Origin of the sequence: Myxococcus virescens, from assembly GCF_900101905.1 — a bacterium.
Classification (GTDB): domain Bacteria; phylum Myxococcota; class Myxococcia; order Myxococcales; family Myxococcaceae; genus Myxococcus; species Myxococcus virescens.
In genome coordinates this window covers 294,807-309,628 of the sequence record NZ_FNAJ01000003.1, presented here as the reverse complement: position 1 = coordinate 309,628, position 14,822 = coordinate 294,807, and the positions used below count along the sequence as shown (strand labels likewise).

14 protein-coding genes are annotated in these 14,822 nt (G+C 68.6%); 2 read left to right on the top strand and 12 right to left on the bottom strand.

Going from position 1 to position 14,822, the window contains the following annotated elements; all coding sequences use genetic code 11:
* Nucleotides 1–111: 111 nt before the first annotated feature.
* The 6 genes from BLU09_RS11565 to BLU09_RS11540 all read right to left on the bottom strand — a co-directional run bounded on the left by BLU09_RS11565 (nucleotide 112) and on the right by BLU09_RS11540 (nucleotide 6,048).
* Nucleotides 112–897, bottom strand: a complete 786-nt coding sequence (locus BLU09_RS11565; protein ID WP_090489269.1) for a hypothetical protein — start codon at nucleotides 895–897, stop codon at nucleotides 112–114.
* Nucleotides 894–1,601, bottom strand: a complete 708-nt coding sequence (locus BLU09_RS11560) for a DUF4956 domain-containing protein (RefSeq protein WP_090489267.1) — start codon at nucleotides 1,599–1,601, stop codon at nucleotides 894–896. The genes BLU09_RS11565 and BLU09_RS11560 overlap by 4 nt, the downstream gene beginning before the upstream one ends.
* A 9-nt stretch (nucleotides 1,602–1,610) precedes the next feature.
* Nucleotides 1,611–3,311: a dTMP kinase gene (tmk, locus tag BLU09_RS11555; RefSeq protein ID WP_090489265.1), complete on the bottom strand. Its 1,701-nt coding sequence runs from the start codon at nucleotides 3,309–3,311 to the stop codon at nucleotides 1,611–1,613.
* A gap of 6 nt (nucleotides 3,312–3,317) precedes the next feature.
* Nucleotides 3,318–4,031, bottom strand: coding sequence for a VTC domain-containing protein (locus BLU09_RS11550; protein ID WP_090489263.1), 714 nt, complete (start codon nucleotides 4,029–4,031; stop codon nucleotides 3,318–3,320).
* Between the two features lie 17 nt (nucleotides 4,032–4,048).
* Nucleotides 4,049–5,365, bottom strand: a complete 1,317-nt coding sequence (locus tag BLU09_RS11545; RefSeq protein ID WP_373284002.1) for a hypothetical protein — start codon at nucleotides 5,363–5,365, stop codon at nucleotides 4,049–4,051.
* Nucleotides 5,366–5,586: 221 nt separating this feature from the next.
* Nucleotides 5,587–6,048, bottom strand: coding sequence for a hypothetical protein (locus tag BLU09_RS11540; RefSeq protein WP_090489259.1), 462 nt, complete (start codon nucleotides 6,046–6,048; stop codon nucleotides 5,587–5,589).
* Between the two features lie 254 nt (nucleotides 6,049–6,302).
* On the opposite strand from BLU09_RS11540, the gene BLU09_RS11535 reads away from it, so the two are divergent.
* Nucleotides 6,303–8,597 (top strand): serine/threonine protein kinase, encoded by a 2,295-nt coding sequence (locus BLU09_RS11535; protein ID WP_090489257.1) that lies wholly within the window; start codon nucleotides 6,303–6,305, stop codon nucleotides 8,595–8,597.
* Between the two features lie 15 nt (nucleotides 8,598–8,612).
* Here the strand turns inward: BLU09_RS11535 and BLU09_RS11530 are convergent, their stop codons facing one another.
* Nucleotides 8,613–8,945 carry a rhodanese-like domain-containing protein gene (locus BLU09_RS11530; protein WP_090489255.1) on the bottom strand — a complete coding sequence of 111 codons (333 nt, stop codon included), beginning with the start codon at nucleotides 8,943–8,945 and terminating at the stop codon, nucleotides 8,613–8,615.
* Nucleotides 8,946–8,957: 12 nt separating this feature from the next.
* Nucleotides 8,958–10,124, bottom strand: a complete 1,167-nt coding sequence (gene moeB / locus BLU09_RS11525) for a molybdopterin-synthase adenylyltransferase MoeB (RefSeq protein ID WP_186817711.1) — start codon at nucleotides 10,122–10,124, stop codon at nucleotides 8,958–8,960.
* 81 nt (nucleotides 10,125–10,205) lie between these two features.
* On the opposite strand from moeB, the gene BLU09_RS11520 reads away from it, so the two are divergent.
* Entirely contained in the window at nucleotides 10,206–10,595 is a 390-nt protein-coding gene (locus BLU09_RS11520) for a HesB/IscA family protein (RefSeq protein ID WP_090489251.1), read from the top strand.
* 73 nt (nucleotides 10,596–10,668) lie between these two features.
* Here BLU09_RS11520 and BLU09_RS11515 read toward each other — a convergent pair whose 3' ends face one another.
* The 4 genes from BLU09_RS11515 to BLU09_RS11500 all read right to left on the bottom strand — a co-directional run bounded on the left by BLU09_RS11515 (nucleotide 10,669) and on the right by BLU09_RS11500 (nucleotide 14,729).
* The gene (locus BLU09_RS11515) at nucleotides 10,669–11,187 is read right to left on the bottom strand and encodes an acyl-CoA thioesterase (protein ID WP_090489247.1); all 519 of its coding nucleotides are present in this window, start codon (nucleotides 11,185–11,187) and stop codon (nucleotides 10,669–10,671) included.
* Between the two features lie 125 nt (nucleotides 11,188–11,312).
* Nucleotides 11,313–12,035 carry a deoxynucleoside kinase gene (locus tag BLU09_RS11510; protein WP_090489245.1) on the bottom strand — a complete coding sequence of 241 codons (723 nt, stop codon included), beginning with the start codon at nucleotides 12,033–12,035 and terminating at the stop codon, nucleotides 11,313–11,315.
* Nucleotides 12,036–12,046: 11 nt separating this feature from the next.
* Nucleotides 12,047–12,868 carry a glycerophosphodiester phosphodiesterase family protein gene (locus BLU09_RS11505; RefSeq protein ID WP_090489243.1) on the bottom strand — a complete coding sequence of 274 codons (822 nt, stop codon included), beginning with the start codon at nucleotides 12,866–12,868 and terminating at the stop codon, nucleotides 12,047–12,049.
* Between the two features lie 34 nt (nucleotides 12,869–12,902).
* Nucleotides 12,903–14,729 (bottom strand): Ig-like domain-containing protein, encoded by a 1,827-nt coding sequence (locus tag BLU09_RS11500; RefSeq protein WP_143043128.1) that lies wholly within the window; start codon nucleotides 14,727–14,729, stop codon nucleotides 12,903–12,905.
* Nucleotides 14,730–14,822 lie beyond the last annotated feature (93 nt).

The following is a 14,822-nucleotide window of genomic DNA, read 5'->3' as shown; positions in this document are numbered from 1 at the left end:
AGCTCGGGATAGAGGCGCAACCGTTCAACCGCTGACCTTCATCCTGCCCCCTCCCGGAGGAGGAGACGGTGGGGCAGGGCCCCGTGTATCCGTCTCCTCCCCGGTCAGGCGTCAAGGCTTGATGTCGTAGGCCGCCAGGTCCTCGGTGCGTTCGCCTTCCTCACGCACCTTTCCGATGCCCGGGACGAGCCAGTAGAAGCGCGTCTTGTCTGGCTTCACCTCGCCGTTGTTGTTGACCTTGTCGCGCTGAATCTTGACCGCGTTGGTGAAGGTCCCAGCCCGCGTCGTCACCGTCACGCCGGATTCGAGCACCTTCCAGATGTACGTCGGGTCCTTCTGGTCCTTCGAGCCGTCGCCCAGGGTGATGTGCTCGAGCACGTCGCTCTTGTACGTCCAGGGCAGGGCGTCCGGGACGCTCGCCACGGACTTCACCGTGGCGGGAGACCAGGTGGTGGAGCGGACCTGCTGGCCATTGCGGTAGTCGTCCTCGCGCAGACGCACGACGAGCCCGTTGGTGAGCTCCACCTGCCACGAATACTCCTCATAGAGGGTGCCGTTGCGCACGCGGTCCTGGCGGCTGTGCACCTGGACGGCGTTGATGCCCGGCTGGTCAGGGACTTCGCCGGGGCCCACCACCGTCACCTGCTTCTGGAAGTTGCCCTCGACGGGGTCCTGGATGTCGTAGGTCCAGGTGCTGCCCGCGGTCAGCGGCCACAGCGACTGCGACCCGGTGGGCTCCTCTCCGTTGCCCTGACCATCCGGCCCCCCCGGCGGCACCGGCTCTCCCGGCAGTCCGCCGCCGGGTGTCGGGTCCTGCGAATCTCCCGCGGGCAGGCTGTTGCCGCCACACGCCACCAACCACCCCGCCGCGAACACGGCCACCCAGCTGCGCCTCATACCCGCTCCTCCCGTGTGCTCCTCGAATTCACCGCTGTCCACCGCAAGCCTCGCAGGGCCGCCCCCTCCGTGCTGCCCAGCGCCGCGGCGAGGGAGCCCGGCTCCGGCTCCTCGACTTCCAACTCCAGCCGCCGCCCGTCGAAGTCGAGCGCGCAGCTCTTCACCATGACGTTCCGCTCACCCAGGACCCGGCGCAGCGTGGCCTCCGCGCCCACCAGGTCATCCGACTGCGCCGACAGCACCAGCCGCTGCTTCGCCGTGGCGGGCGCCTCCTCGCGGTTGAAGCAATCCAGCACGAAGAGCAGGGCCATCACGAACACCGTCCCGACGGAGGCAAGCCCCAGGCTGCCGTGGCCGCACGCCATGCCCAGGCCAATCATCAGGAAGAGGATGGCTGCGTCACGCGGGTCCTTGAGTCCCGAGCGGAACCGAACGAAGCCGCCCAGGCCCACCAGTCCGAAGGCCTTCGCCAGGCTGTCGCCGATGACGGCGGTGATGACCGCCGCCGCCGCGCACAGCAGCACCTGTGCCTGAATCATGTCCGCCTTGGGCAGCGCCCGCTTCATGAGCAGACGCCAGGGCCGCAGCGACAGCAGGGTGCCAATGAGCGCCGCGGCCAGCATCCGCGGCAGAATCGCGGTGACGGACAGCGCGTTGAGCTCTGCTTTCGCGCCCTCGAACAGGGCTGAGAATGATGCGTCCATGGCGGTGACCTAGGCTTCCATTCGGGGAGAGGTATCCACGCGGACCGTGCGCGCGGGCTGCTGCGCGAGCGCCCGTGCGGTCGCGGCCACGGCGTAGGCGTTGCGCAGCACCGGCAGCCGGTCTGGCTGTTCCGCCAGCACGCGCTCGATGAGCGCCTGCGCGTGCGGCCCCATGGGCAGTCCCTTCAGGGAGGACAGCGCGGTGGTGGGCCACCGGCCCAGATGGTCTACACGCAGCTTCCAGGCCCGCGAGGCATCCATGCCGTCCACCGAATCCAGCGCCTCCTTCGTCTGCGGCGCGCCGCGCTCGCGCAGCGCCCAGGCTTCCTCGGTGTCCAGCCCCGTCAGCGAGCGGAGCACCAGCTTCAGCGCCTTGCCCGCCAGGGCCTCTCGCAGGCCTCGGGCCACCGGTGTGTCCAGGCCCTGGGTGCTGCGCAGCACCGCCAGCCGGTCATGCGGCAGCAGGACTTCGCGCAGCGCATCCGCCCGCGCCCCCGGGACACCGGTGAGGCTGCTCGCGACCTCCGAGAACAGCTTTCGCTGCATGCCCGCCTCGCGCACCAACCAGGACTCCTCGCAGTCCTGGCCGGCGAGCCCCGCGAGCACGTCGGTCAGCCGCCCGTCCCGCATGGCGCGCTCGCGCAGGGCCCACGCCGGGGTTGAGCCATCGTTCTTGAGGCTCGCCAGCACCTCCGTGGGGGCCTGCGCGTACAGCCGCTGCCGCAACATGGCCGCGCGCGAGTCCATGCGGCCCGTGAGGCTGAAGGCCACCTCCGCGGGCGCCAGGTCCGCCAGCACCTCGCGTAGCTCCATGGCCGGTACGTCGGCCAGGCCCACCATGCCGCGCGCGGTGAGGCCCGGGAAGCGCTCCGCGAAGGCCAGGCGCTGCTGGTGCGCGGCCAGGCCCGGGATTCCGCTCAACATCCACACCGCGAGCGCCGGTTCGCGCTGCTCCACGGTGTCCAGCGTCTGGAAGAAGCGCTCTTCCAGGTTCTCGAGCGTCGTGGGGCTGGCATGCCGCGGCCGGGCCGGCGCCGGGACGATGCGCTGCACTTGCTGCTCGCGACCCTCCAGCCGGGCGACGACGGCGTCCACCAGCCGCTGCTCCAGCACGCGCAGAGGGACGTCGTTGTTCTCCAGGATGATCCACCGCTGCGGATCCTTCCGCGCCATCTCCAGGAAGGACTCGCGCACGCGCACCGCCAGGCCCGCGCCCACCAGTCCCTTCCGGCTGTCCCCATCATTGACGCGCTTGCTCTGGAGCTTGCCCAGGCGCTTGCGCAGCCGGGCGAGGTCCGGATCCACGTCCACCAGGATGACCAGGTCCGGCCACAGGCCCTGCGAGGCCAGCTCGCACGCGGGGCGCAGCTCGTCCATGGGCAGCCCGCGGCCTCCACCGCTGAGTGCCAGTTGTGAGTACAGGTAGCGGTCGGTGATGCACACCTCGCCCCGGGACAGCGCGGGCGCCACCACCTCATCCAGTTGTTGGGCGTCCCGCGCCAGGTTGAGAAAGAACTCCGTGCGTGGAGACATCTCCAGCAGCCGGGAGTCTCGCGTCAGCTCCCGGATGCGCCGCGCCGCGGGCGCCTGCAGCTCGCCGCCCTCCCGCGCATGCGCCACCCGGTAGCCCAGCCGCTTCAGCTTCGCGGCCAGCAGGTTGGAGAGCGTCGTCTTGCCGCTTCCGTCAATTCCCTCGAAGTCGATGAACACTGTGCCCTATCCCCCTGCGACGCCATCCGCGGCGAAAGCGTGGACCTTCGCCATTCCCTCTGCGAACTTGCTGTAGGCCGGCGCGCCGCCCGGATTGAGCGACGCCAGCCACTCGGGCAGCTCGTGCCCGAGATGCTTCACCTCCACCACCACTTGCGGCTCTACCCACTGCGCGGGCTCCAGCCGCTCTACCGACAATGCAAGCTGGGACAGCGCCTGCTCCGGCGCAATCCGGTGGTAGCGAATGTCCCGATCCACCGTCACCCGCCACGCCCGCGACGACTGGTACACGTGGCGCGTGTACGTCACCGCCAGCACCGGGCTGAGGCTGCCTCCGGCGATGAGCGGCAGCAGGCTGGCCCCGCCGTGCAGCACGCGGCCCAGGTCCGAGCGCGGCACCCAGACGCGGCGCTTCTGCGTGAGGCCGTGGCGCTCCCGTTTCACCTCCAGCACCACCCGCGCCTCGCCGTTCGCGCCCCGGTCCGGCGAGTACTCCTTCGTCCGAACCTTGAGACAGTCTTCCGGCGTGAGCAGTGCCCGCGCCGCCAGCGGGCCACCGGGCCGGTCGAAGTACACGGACACGATGCGCGTGGGCGGCGGCAGGTGCCCCTCCAGCTCCAACGACAGGCGCGTGCCCAGGGCCGCGGCCGTCTTCTCCTCCAGCACCAGCTTGAATTCCCGCCGGAGCTTGGTGATTTCACCTTCCGCGAACGACAGCATCGTTTGGGTCTCCGTGCTCAGAAGCGTGCGCCGAGTTCGATGGAATGCTGCAGGCCAGGGAATTCATCGCCGGGGCGCAGCGCGCGCTCCGTCTGGAATTGGGCCCGGAAGCGGGTGCCGAGCAGCACATTGAAGCCGCCCACCAGTGAATGTCCGTCCCCCCGCACCGTGTCGCCGCGAAGCTGCAAGGCCTCCACGCCCGCGACGGGCTGGATGGCCCATTCGTTGCCCACGTGGATGAGGTACTGGGCCAGCAGCATCTGCGCCGTGAAGGGCCCCAGGGGCAGCCGTCCGGAAATGGCCTCACCGGTGAAGACGAAGCCCGCCAGCTTCAGCTCCGCGTCCGCGGCCACCGCGTGCTTGCGCGCCAGGTCCATGGCTTCGGAGACGTAGGTGCTGACGCCCACGGTGAGCGGCTTGAAGTTGAAGGGCCGCAGGCTCACGCGGGCGGCGGCGTCCTCCTTCAACCGCGCGCCCGCCTCGTCGATGGCCCCCTGGAAGAAGCCCGCGGAGATCTTGAGCCCCCAGACCTGCTTCAGCCGGACTTCGCCCATCAGCCCCATGCGGCGGCCACCCATCTGATGGGTCTCCGTGATGTACTCCTCCACCAGTCCGCGTGTCTGGATGGGCAGGTCCCACGACGACTCCAGCGAGCGCTGGAGGAAGGGCGTCTTGAACTGGCCGCCGTAGAGGCGGAAGCGCTTGCGGTCATCCGCCAGACGCACGAAGGCGTCCTTGAGTATCTGCGAGTCCGCCAGGTCCGCCGTCACCTCGGCTTCCAGGTTGGGCAGTGACGTGCTCACGCCCACGCGTGCGTCCGCGATGGAGAGGCGGCGCTGGTACTGGTTGCGCTCGTCGGCGCGGGCCCGCGCGGATACGCGTCCGATGACGCGGATGGTCTGCGCCTCGCCCTTGGGCTTGTCGTCAATCGCGTCCGGATTCTCGCCCAGCGAGTCATCCTGGGGCTGACCGGGCCGCTGCTTCTTCTTGCGCTTGTTCGCGTCCTGCTCTGCCGTCGCCTCGTCATCCGCTCCGGGGAGAGGACTCACGGAAGGCGGCTGCGCGCCGGGCGCGGGCCGCGACGGAGGCGGCAGGGCCTGGGCCATGGCGCCCTCGAGCTGCGTCTGCGCGTCGTCCTTCTCCTCCGGCGGCAAGGGCTCAGGCGGCTCAACGCCGTCCACCACGCCACCTGACAGAGGGTCATCCTCCACGGGCGCGGCAACTGCCTCCGTCCGTGGGCCGGGTGTCTTGGCGACAGCCCACGCCGGCATGCCCATCAAGATTGCGACGAGCAGGTTCCGCCTCGTCCGCTCATTCACCCGCCACCCGCCCATGTCCACGCCTCCCCGACCGCCAGCGGAGCGCGTCCACTGCAACACGGGTGCCCGTTCGATGAGCGGACGCGGAGGGTTGGGGGAGGTTCGGTTCCGGACGAAAAGCGGGCCCGACGGCGCAGAAAAGCAGTGACCTGGTCGTCACGTTGCCGTGACAGGGAACGGAAGTTCCCAATGTCGCGGCAGGCGACCCTGTACGAATGCCCGTCGGTTTGAAGGAGTTACTGCCCGGACGGAGGATCGGCCGGTGGGGTGGGGACGCTGCCCGCTTCCGGCGTGGAGGGCGCCGCAGGTGGGGGCGGAGTCTCTGTTGCCCCAGGGGTGGATCCGGACGACTTCACGCGCCGCAGGACGTTGCGCAGGCCCAGGGCCAGCGCCGTGCCGGCACCCACCAGAATCAACACCCAGCCCATGCCGCGGGGCAGGGGCGAGCTGGCCACGGAGAAGCGCGCGGTGATCACCTTCAGGTGGGTCCCTCGGTATCGCACCTCCAGGTCCCAGGGGCCGGGCTGGTCCGGAGTAAACTGGGTGTGCCAGTTGACCCCGTCCCGCGTCAGCGTCTTCGTCTGCTGGGAAGGCGACCCGGTGGGGTGGAAGGTGACGGTGAGGGGGCCGTCGAATTCGGGGCCCTCGAAATTGCCTACATGCAACGACACGGAGATGGGCTCTCCCTCTGTTGGCATGGCGGGGTGGAGGGTCCCCTGAAGGCGCTCCTCCGCGTCGGACCAGCGGAGCTCCAGAACGTCCCCACGGCGTTCGACACGAATCTGATCGTTCGCGGGAGCCGCAACCGTGGTAGTTGCAATGAGGAGGCTGGCGATCAGTGCCCATCCGGATTTGAATCCGGGGTGCCTTTGCCTCCGAAGTGCCTGTCCTCTAAGATGCGCTGCCCTGCTGCATTCCACCTGAGCCTGCTCCCCGCCGGCAATGTCCCGGGATGAACCCTCAATCATTCGGGAAATATCAGCTTCTTAAGAAGCTCGCCACGGGCGGCATGGCCGAGGTCTGGCTGGCGCGCCAGACGGGCATCGAGGGGTTCCACAAGAACCTCGTGGTGAAGCGCATCCTCCCGCACCTCGCGGAGGACCGTGAGTTCGTGGAGATGTTCCGGAACGAGGCGCTGATTGCCGCGCGCTTCAATCATCCGAACATCGCCCAGGTCTACGAGTTCGGCGAGGCCAACGGCACCTATTACATCGCCATGGAGTTCATCCACGGCGAGGACCTGGGCCGGGTGATGCGCAAGGCCGCCAGCACGGGGCAGTGGGTGGCGCGGCCGCTGGCCATTCGCATCGTCGCCGCCGCCTGTGAGGGCCTGCACTACGCCCACAGCCGCACGGATGACGCGGGCCGGCCCCTGCGCGTGGTGCACCGCGACATCTCGCCGCAGAACATCCTGATCAGCTTCGATGGCTCGGTGAAGCTGGTGGACTTCGGCATCGCCAAGGCCGCGGATCAGGCGTCGCTCACGAAGTCGGGCGCCATCAAGGGCAAGTTCGCGTACATGGCGCCGGAGCAGGCCGCCGGCAAGCCGTTGGACGGGCGCGCGGACATCTTCGCCATCGGCCTGGTGCTCTACGAGCTGCTCACGGGCGTGCGTCCGTTGAAGCGCGACTCGGAGCTGGCCACGCTGCAGGCCGCCATGGAGTGCGCCATCGCCGCACCCTCCCAGGTGGCGGACGTTCCGGAGGAGATGGACCCGGTGGTGATGCGGGCCATCGCGAAGAACTCGGACGACCGCTACCGGGACGCGCGCCAGTTCCAGATGGCGCTGGAAGAGATTCTCGTCGGGCAGCGCTGGGTGGCCGGCTCGGTGCAGATCTCCGAGCTGATGGAGACGCTCTTCGCCGACCGTCTGGCCGAGGAGAAGGCCCAGGGCCAGGTGGTTCCCGTGGGCGAGGACTCCGCGAACTCCGGCACGCCCATGCCGCCCACGCCGCCGCCGCAGGAGCGTGGCCGCAGCCGCACCTCCGCCGCCGCGGACATGAACTGGGAGGCGCCTCCGGGCGAGGCCTCGGTTCGCGAGCGCCAGCGCGGCTCGTCTTCCCGCACGTCCATGGGGCCCCGGCGCACCTCGGCCGCGGTGCCCGCGGTGGAGCCCGATGAGCAGGGGGAGTGGGATGCGCCGTCCGGAATCGAGGAGGCCCCGCCGCCGCGCCGGAGCAGGACGTCCGCGGAGCTTCGCCGTCCGTCCAACCCCAACTCCACGCAGATTGCGCGGACGAGCTCTCGTTCGGACCTGAGCCGGACCGGCGTGGGCGACCCGCCCCCGCCTCGCCGCTCCGCCACGCGCGCCGCCCCCATCGTGGAGGATCCGGGGCCGCCGCCGTCCCGCTCGCGCGCGAGCATGGCGGCGGTCGATGAGCGCACCCGGATGGAGGACGAGGAGCTGGACGACGAGCGGACCATGCTTCCGCCGCCGGAGCCCGCGCCGCCTCCGCGCCGCCGGACCGGGATGCATTCCGGCATCCACCCCTCCGAGGCCCCGCCGCGCCGCCGCACGTCGAGCCGCGCGGAGATGCCGTCGCCCCCGCCGCGTTCGCGGACGTCGAGCGTGGCCCTGTCGCGTTCGCGCGCCGAGGACGCCGAGGTGGACCGGGCGCTGGAGAAGTCCGCGCGGAGCGCTCGCGCGGGTGTGGCCAAGCGGAACATCGCCACCGTCGGGTTCATCGTGGGGCTGGTGGCCGTGGGGGTGGTGTTCCACAAGCCCATCCTCTCGGTGCTCAACAGCCGCGCCTCCGACGGGCAGTCGGTGACGCTGTCGGTCAACACCAACGAGAAGGTGAAGGTCTCGGTGCGCCACACCGAACGCTGCGGCAGTCCGCAGCCGGTGACGGAGCTGGGGGAGACCCCCCTCGTCAATGCGACGGGCGTCCATCTCCAGGACACGCTCATCCTGGTGAATGAGCAGCAGGGCATCTACAAGGAGGAGGTCGACACGCTCGCCTTTGGTGAGCCCGGTCAGGCCAAGTCCTTCACCTACGAGTTCCGCCGGGGCCAGCTCCAGCTGACGCTGAAGCCGGACGGTCTGCGCGGCATCTCCGTGAAGCGCAATGGCCAGGACCAGGGCACCTACCTGGGCAACAAGGGCATGAAGCTCGACCTCATGGAGGGCCGCCACAAGCTGGAGCTGCAGGGCGGGCCCCTGAAGGAGCCCTTCATGTTCGAGGTCGAGATCAAGCCCGGCCTCATCAACAAGCAGACCGAAGACTTGTCCGCCTTCGTAGGCTAGCGGCGTGCCGCCCCGTCAGTAGCGGGGCAGGCTGGGGTCCACCTGCAGGGAGTACAGGTCGATGCCGCCTCGCAGCGACACCGCGTCGATGCCCAGCGACATCAGGTAGGCCGCGCCGTCCAGGCTGCGCACGCCATGGTGGCAGTAGACCACCACGGGCCGGCCGCGGAGGGCTTCCAGTTCATCCGCGCGCTCTTCCAATTCAGGCAGGGGAATCAGCAGCGAATCCGGCAGGGCCACCCACGCATTCTCCGTGGGAAAACGCACGTCGAGCAGCGCGGGGCGGGACTCCGCGGGGCCGGCGAGCAGTTCGGCGAGGCGGGCGGGGGTAATCTCGGGAATGGGCATGGCGTGACGTCCTCAGGCGGGCGTGGGGGCGGCGCAGAAGCGCTCGTAGTCGATGAGCTCCACTTTCGCGCCCGGCGCGCACACGGGGCACTGTGTGTCCCGACGCAGCTTGAGCTCCTGGAAGCGGGTGCCCAGCGCGTCGAAGGTCAGCAGTCGCCCCACCAGGGGCTCCCCCTGGCCGAGGATGAGCTTGAGCGCCTCGGTGGCCTGGAGCAGACCGATGAGTCCGGGCAGCACGCCCAGGACGCCGGCTTCCGCGCATGAGGGCGCCAGTTCGGGCGGGGGCGGGGCGGGGTAGAGGCAGCGGTAGCAGGGGCCCTGGCCGGGGACGAAGGACGTCACCTGGCCCTCGAAGCGGAAGATGGAGCCGTGGACGTTGGGCTTGCCGAGCATGACGCACGCGTCATTGAGCAGGTAGCGCGTGGGGAAGTTGTCCCCGCCATCCAGCACCAGGTCGAAGCCCTCCAGAATCGTCACCACGTTGTGCGAGGTGAGGCGCTCCTCGAAGCCCACCACCTTCACGTCCGGATTGAGCGCCTCGATGGCGGCTCGGGCGCTGGTCACCTTGGGCTGGCCCTGACGCTCGCGGGTGTGGATGACCTGCCGCTGGAGGTTGCTCAGGTCGACCACGTCCGAGTCGACGATGCCCAGTGTTCCGACGCCTGCGGCCGCGAGGTACAGCGCCGCCGGTGAGCCCAGTCCGCCGGCGCCCAGCAGCAGGACGCGGGCTTGAAGCAGCTTGGCCTGGCCCGCCTCACCTACCTCGGGGAGGCTCAGGTGGCGGCGGTAGCGCTCCTTCTGCTCCGCGGTGAGGACGAAGGGCTTCTCCACTGGCAGGGCGGCGTCACTCCACCGGTTGTAGCCGCCGGCCAGGGAGGACACACGCTCGTACCCCAGCTCCTTCAGCGTCTTGGCGGCCAGGGCGGAGCGGGTGCCTCCGGCGCAGTAGACGACCAGCTCCTCGTCCCGCTGGACCTGGCTTTCGATGCGCAGCTCCAGGTAACCCCTGGGAATATGGAGGGCGCCGGGCAGCCGGCCACCGGCGTATTCGTCCGCCTCCCGGACATCCAGCAGCCGCACGGAGGCCCGGGCGTCCAGCAGCCGCTTCACGTCGTCCACGGAGACCTCGCGAATCTCCTGTTTCACTCCGGCCAGCAGCGTCTGGAAGGTCCGAGCCATGTCGGATGCATATAACCCAGGGGCTGGGCCCATGGATTTTCCGGGCCCGGGCGTTATAAGTCCCCTAGAGGAGACATGGATATGGACAGCACCCCCACGACTTCCGCCGCCCCCGCCGCCTCGCCGGCTTCCCAGGCCACTCCGGTGGCCGTGCGCCTCACGGACGCCGCCATCCAGCAGGTGAAGAGCGTCATCAAGGCCCAAGGCTTCGAGGGCTACTTCTTCTCCATCCGCGTCGTGCCCGCTGGCTGCAGCGGCCTGGGCTATGACTTGAACCTGGTCAAGGAGTCCAAGGCCGGTGACACCGTCTGGGAGCAGGACGGCGTGAAGATCGCCTCCGACCCGATGAGCAGCCAGTACCTCGGGGGCACGGAGATTGACTACGTCTCCGCCATCACCGGCTCGGGCTTCAAGTTCAACAACCCGAACGCGAAGTCCTCCTGCGGCTGCGGCACGTCGTTCACGACCTGAGTCGCACCGCCGCGGTATCGCCCGTGATACGGGCGGGAAGGCCGGGCCGGATGCTCCGCCCGGCCTTCGTGCGTCAGGCACCCGCGATGGGTGTCATCACCTTCAACCAGGACTGGTTCTCCTTCTGCCGGACCAGTCGCAGCGTCCGGCGTGTCTGGGCCTCCTGGAAGGCCATGCGGTCCGCATCCGTCTCCATCAGCAGGGGCGGCACCGGCACGCGCTGGCCGTCCTTGTCGATGGCCACGAAGGTCAGCAGCGCGCTGGTGGTGAGGTGACGCTCGCCGGTGAGCGGGTTCTCCGCGTGCACCGTGACGCCCACCTCCATGGAGGTGCGGAAGGCGGCCAGCACCCGGCCGTGCAGCAGCGCGATCCAGCCCACCTTGATGGGGGCGTGGAAGTGCAAGTCATCCATGGAGGCCGTCACCACGACCTGCCGGCAGTGGCGCTGCGCGGCCACGGCCCCGCAGATGTCAATCCACTGCATCACCTTGCCGCCGAAGGCAGCGTCCAGGTTGTTGGCGTCCGGAGGCAGGATGAGCTGGGTCATCACCACCTCCGTGTCCTTCGGATTCTTCGCGCTCAGGTCGGTCATCTCGCACCTTGGGTTGTCGGACGGAGCCTGCGGCCGGGCCGCGCCGGTTCATCCGGTGGATATCCCAAGCGCTAACGCGATGGGCCAGACAATGTCCGCGCAGGTGACAGGCGCGGGCGCGGCGCTCAGGCCAGGAAGGTGGAGACGCGGTCGAGGAACTCCTCGCGTCCCCGGCCTCGCCGGATGTCCTGCTTCGACACGTCCATGGTGAGGCAGTCCACGCCGTACTTCTCCTGCAGCACCAGGGGGAAGCTGGCGTAGTAGCCGTTGAGCCCCCGAAGGAACTGGTGGCGGATGCCCTTCTCCTCCTCGCGTCCCCGGGTGCGGATGCGCTGGAGGAGCACCTCCACGCTGCCGACCTCGAAGCAGATGACCTTGTCGGGCCGGATGATGTGGCGCGACAGCCGCTGGAAGTACTCGTAGTACAGGTCCAGCTCCGCGTTCGTCAGGTGTCCCAGGCCGTGGAGGTACTTGGCGAAGATTTCCGGGTCCTCGTACAGGGTGCGGTCCTGCACGCAGCTGCGGCGGTACGAATGGATGAGTTCGTGGTGTTCGACGCGCCGGATGAGGAACTCGAGCTGGAGCGTGAAGGACCACCGCGACATGTCCGCGTAGTAGTCACGCAGGAATCGGTTGTCGATGACGGGCTCGTCGAACAGCTCGTAGCCGAAGGCCTGGCTGATCATCTTCGCCGCCGTCGTCTTGCCCGCGCCGATGTTGCCCGCCAGCGCCACGAAGCGCCGCGCCTTGGGCACCTTGACGCGCAGCGTGTTGCGGGGACGCGGGGTGGTCGCGGGGGCCTCTTCCTGGGCGGGCTTCGAGCGCGTACGAGCGGTGGTGCGAGGCATGAATCCGGGGCTTATCCCGGCTTCGAGGGGTCGTCCATGATCTGCCTCAGGACGTCCGGCCGGTCGGTCATGATGCCGCCGACGCCTTCCGCCAGGAGCTGGTGCATCTCCTTCGGGTCATCCACCGTCCAGACGTTGACCCACTTGCCCCGGGCCGCGCACTGCTGGAGGAAGTTCGTGTCCACCAGCCGGACCTCACCGAAATAGAGCGGCATGTCGAGCACGGTGTAGCGCGGGTCCTCCGGCGGCGTGTCCCCGCCACGCAGGGCGATGACGAAGGCCGCGAGCGCATCGCGGGGATAGAAGTGGCAGGCGGAAGGGAGGCGCTCCGCCAGCCGCTCGGCCACGGTGTCCAGTTCGCTGCCCATGCACACCCGCTCCAGGGCGCCTTCCTCTTGAAGCACCTGGGCGAAGGTGTCCTCGATGCCGGGGACATCCGGCTTGAGCTCCACGTTGAGGCGCAGGTTGGGGAAGGTGCGCAGCAGTTCGCGGAAGCTGGGGATGCGCACGCCCTGGCCCCGGAACGGGAAGGTGCGGCCTTCATCGGGCGTGAAGTGAAAGCCCGCGTCCAGCCGCTGGAGTTCGGCCAGCGTGAGCGCAGCCAGCGGGCCCGTGCCGTCCGTGCAGCGCTCCAGCGTGACGTCATGGGCAACGACGAGCTCCCCGTCCCGGGTGAGGTGGAGGTCGAGCTCCAGCATGTCCGTGCGATAGCGCTCCACGGCCTGCCGGAAGGCCGCCAGTGTGTTCTCCGGCGCCACGGCCGCGCCTCCACGGTGGGCGATGTGCAGCGTGGGCCGCAGGCCGCGGAGGAAGGGGAGGGGAGAGGATGCCATGCCGCCAGTGTAGCGACTGGCGGCGTGGGGCTGGCTAGCGGTTGAAGCGGTAGACGAAGATTCGTGGACTCCTGTCCTCGGCCATGGCCTCACACGCGACCCAGGGGATGCCATCCGCATCCACCTGGAGGTGCAGACTGCCCACGTTCGTGGCGTCCGGCAGAGCGCTGCCGGAGCCATGGATGGTCCTCCATTCCGAGCCTGACCACTGGCGGACATGGACGCGGTTCGTCGTGCCATCGCTCTCTCTCCACGCCACCAGCGGTGTGTCGTCGGGAGCCAGGGCCATGGACGGAAGGTCCGCGGGGGTGTTTCCAGGGGTGGCACTCAATCCGTTTCCTAGGGAAACCCACTGATTGCCGTCCCACCTTGAGACGTAGACGTTGGCTGCGGTACCTGTGGGGCCTTCCGGGGTTGTCTCGGACCAGACGACCAGCGGACGTCCGTTCCCATCGAGCCTCATGTCCACCTGGCTGGCACTGGTATCCGACGTGTGAGTCTTGAGGGCGGAGCCCAGCGGGATCCATTCATTTGCGGCCCGCTGCCACACATGGACGCGGCCGTTGATGGGCTCGTTGTTTGTGTCCAGTCCGAACTCGGACCAGGCGATGTAGGGCACGGCGGCGTGGAATCGCAGGGACACGTCGCTGACCCGCCCGAGGTTGGCCGTGACGGCCCGAAACGCGCTGCCGACGTCCGCCCACTGCGCACCGTTTTGCCGTCGGACGCGGATGCTTGTCGCGCCCTGTTCCGGACCGGGGGCGATGCCCGCGAGCCACGGTGTGGTCTCAGTGCCAAACTGGATAGATGGTTTGCCCACTCCGTCCACGGCATTTGCAACGGACTGCCATTCGCTGGCACCCCAGGAGCGGACGTATGTGGTGCCTTCGCCTCGTTCCTCTTCGGTCCAGCTCACATAGGGCGTGCCATTGTGGCTGATGACCATAGGGGCTGACGCGTGCACTTCGATGTCATCGACGCGTACGCTGAGCGTTCCTCCCAGGGCATTCCAACTACCCTCCTGGAGTCTGTGGACATGAATGCCTGTGGCGGTCCTCCACGTCACCAGCGGAGCAGTGTCCGGGGCCAGATGAAGATGAGGAGAATTCGCCCAGGAAGGGCTGATTCCCGCTGCTGGGCCGACGCTCAGCCATGCTGGAGCGCGCCATGACCATGTCGTTGTTGAATCCTCAAGCGGGTTGCCGGCCAGATCCGTAATCGAGTCTGCCAGCGCGAGTTCGAACTCATGCGGTACGGGGCCTATCTCCGTGGGGGTAACGGTCAGGAGAGACTCGTTCTCCGTGAGTTCGACGGTGCGGTCGACGACCACCCCTCCCAGTCGGAGCCGGACCGATGTTCCGTTGAGTGTCGAGCCCAGCACGGGCTCCGAAATGCGAATGCGTATGGGGCTCCCAGCCGCGACGGCGTTGTCATTCGGAGTAGGCTCCTTGGAGATGATGGTGGGCGCGGTGCGATCCACGATGAACCGCCGTTCATCACTCGTCTCGATGCGCCCGGCCTTTGTGACTCGGGCAACCAGCGTGTGGGTCGTCTCGGGAAACGAGGTGGTGTCCCAGGTGTACGTATAGGGGGGCTGCAACGAGGCCAGCAGCTCGTTTCCGACGAAAAGTTCGACCGTGTCGGGTTGCTGTACGCTCGTGCTGATCTGAAGCGTGACGGTGTCTCGAACGTGCGTCGCACCATTGATGGCCGTGAGAGTGACCTTGCCGTCAGCCGGGCCGCCATCAGGCTCGTTGATGTCGCCCGCATCGGGTTGTGCGTCCACGACATCGGGGACGTTGATGCAGGCCGTGAAAAGCGAGGTCAGGGTGACGTAGGGAAAAAGGGCGCGGAGGCTCATGAGCGTGGGCTTCAGCAATCCCCGTTCCCGACCATTAGACAAGAGGCGGGCTGCGTCCACCTTTCCCGAATCGGCGACGGAGCATCCGGGACG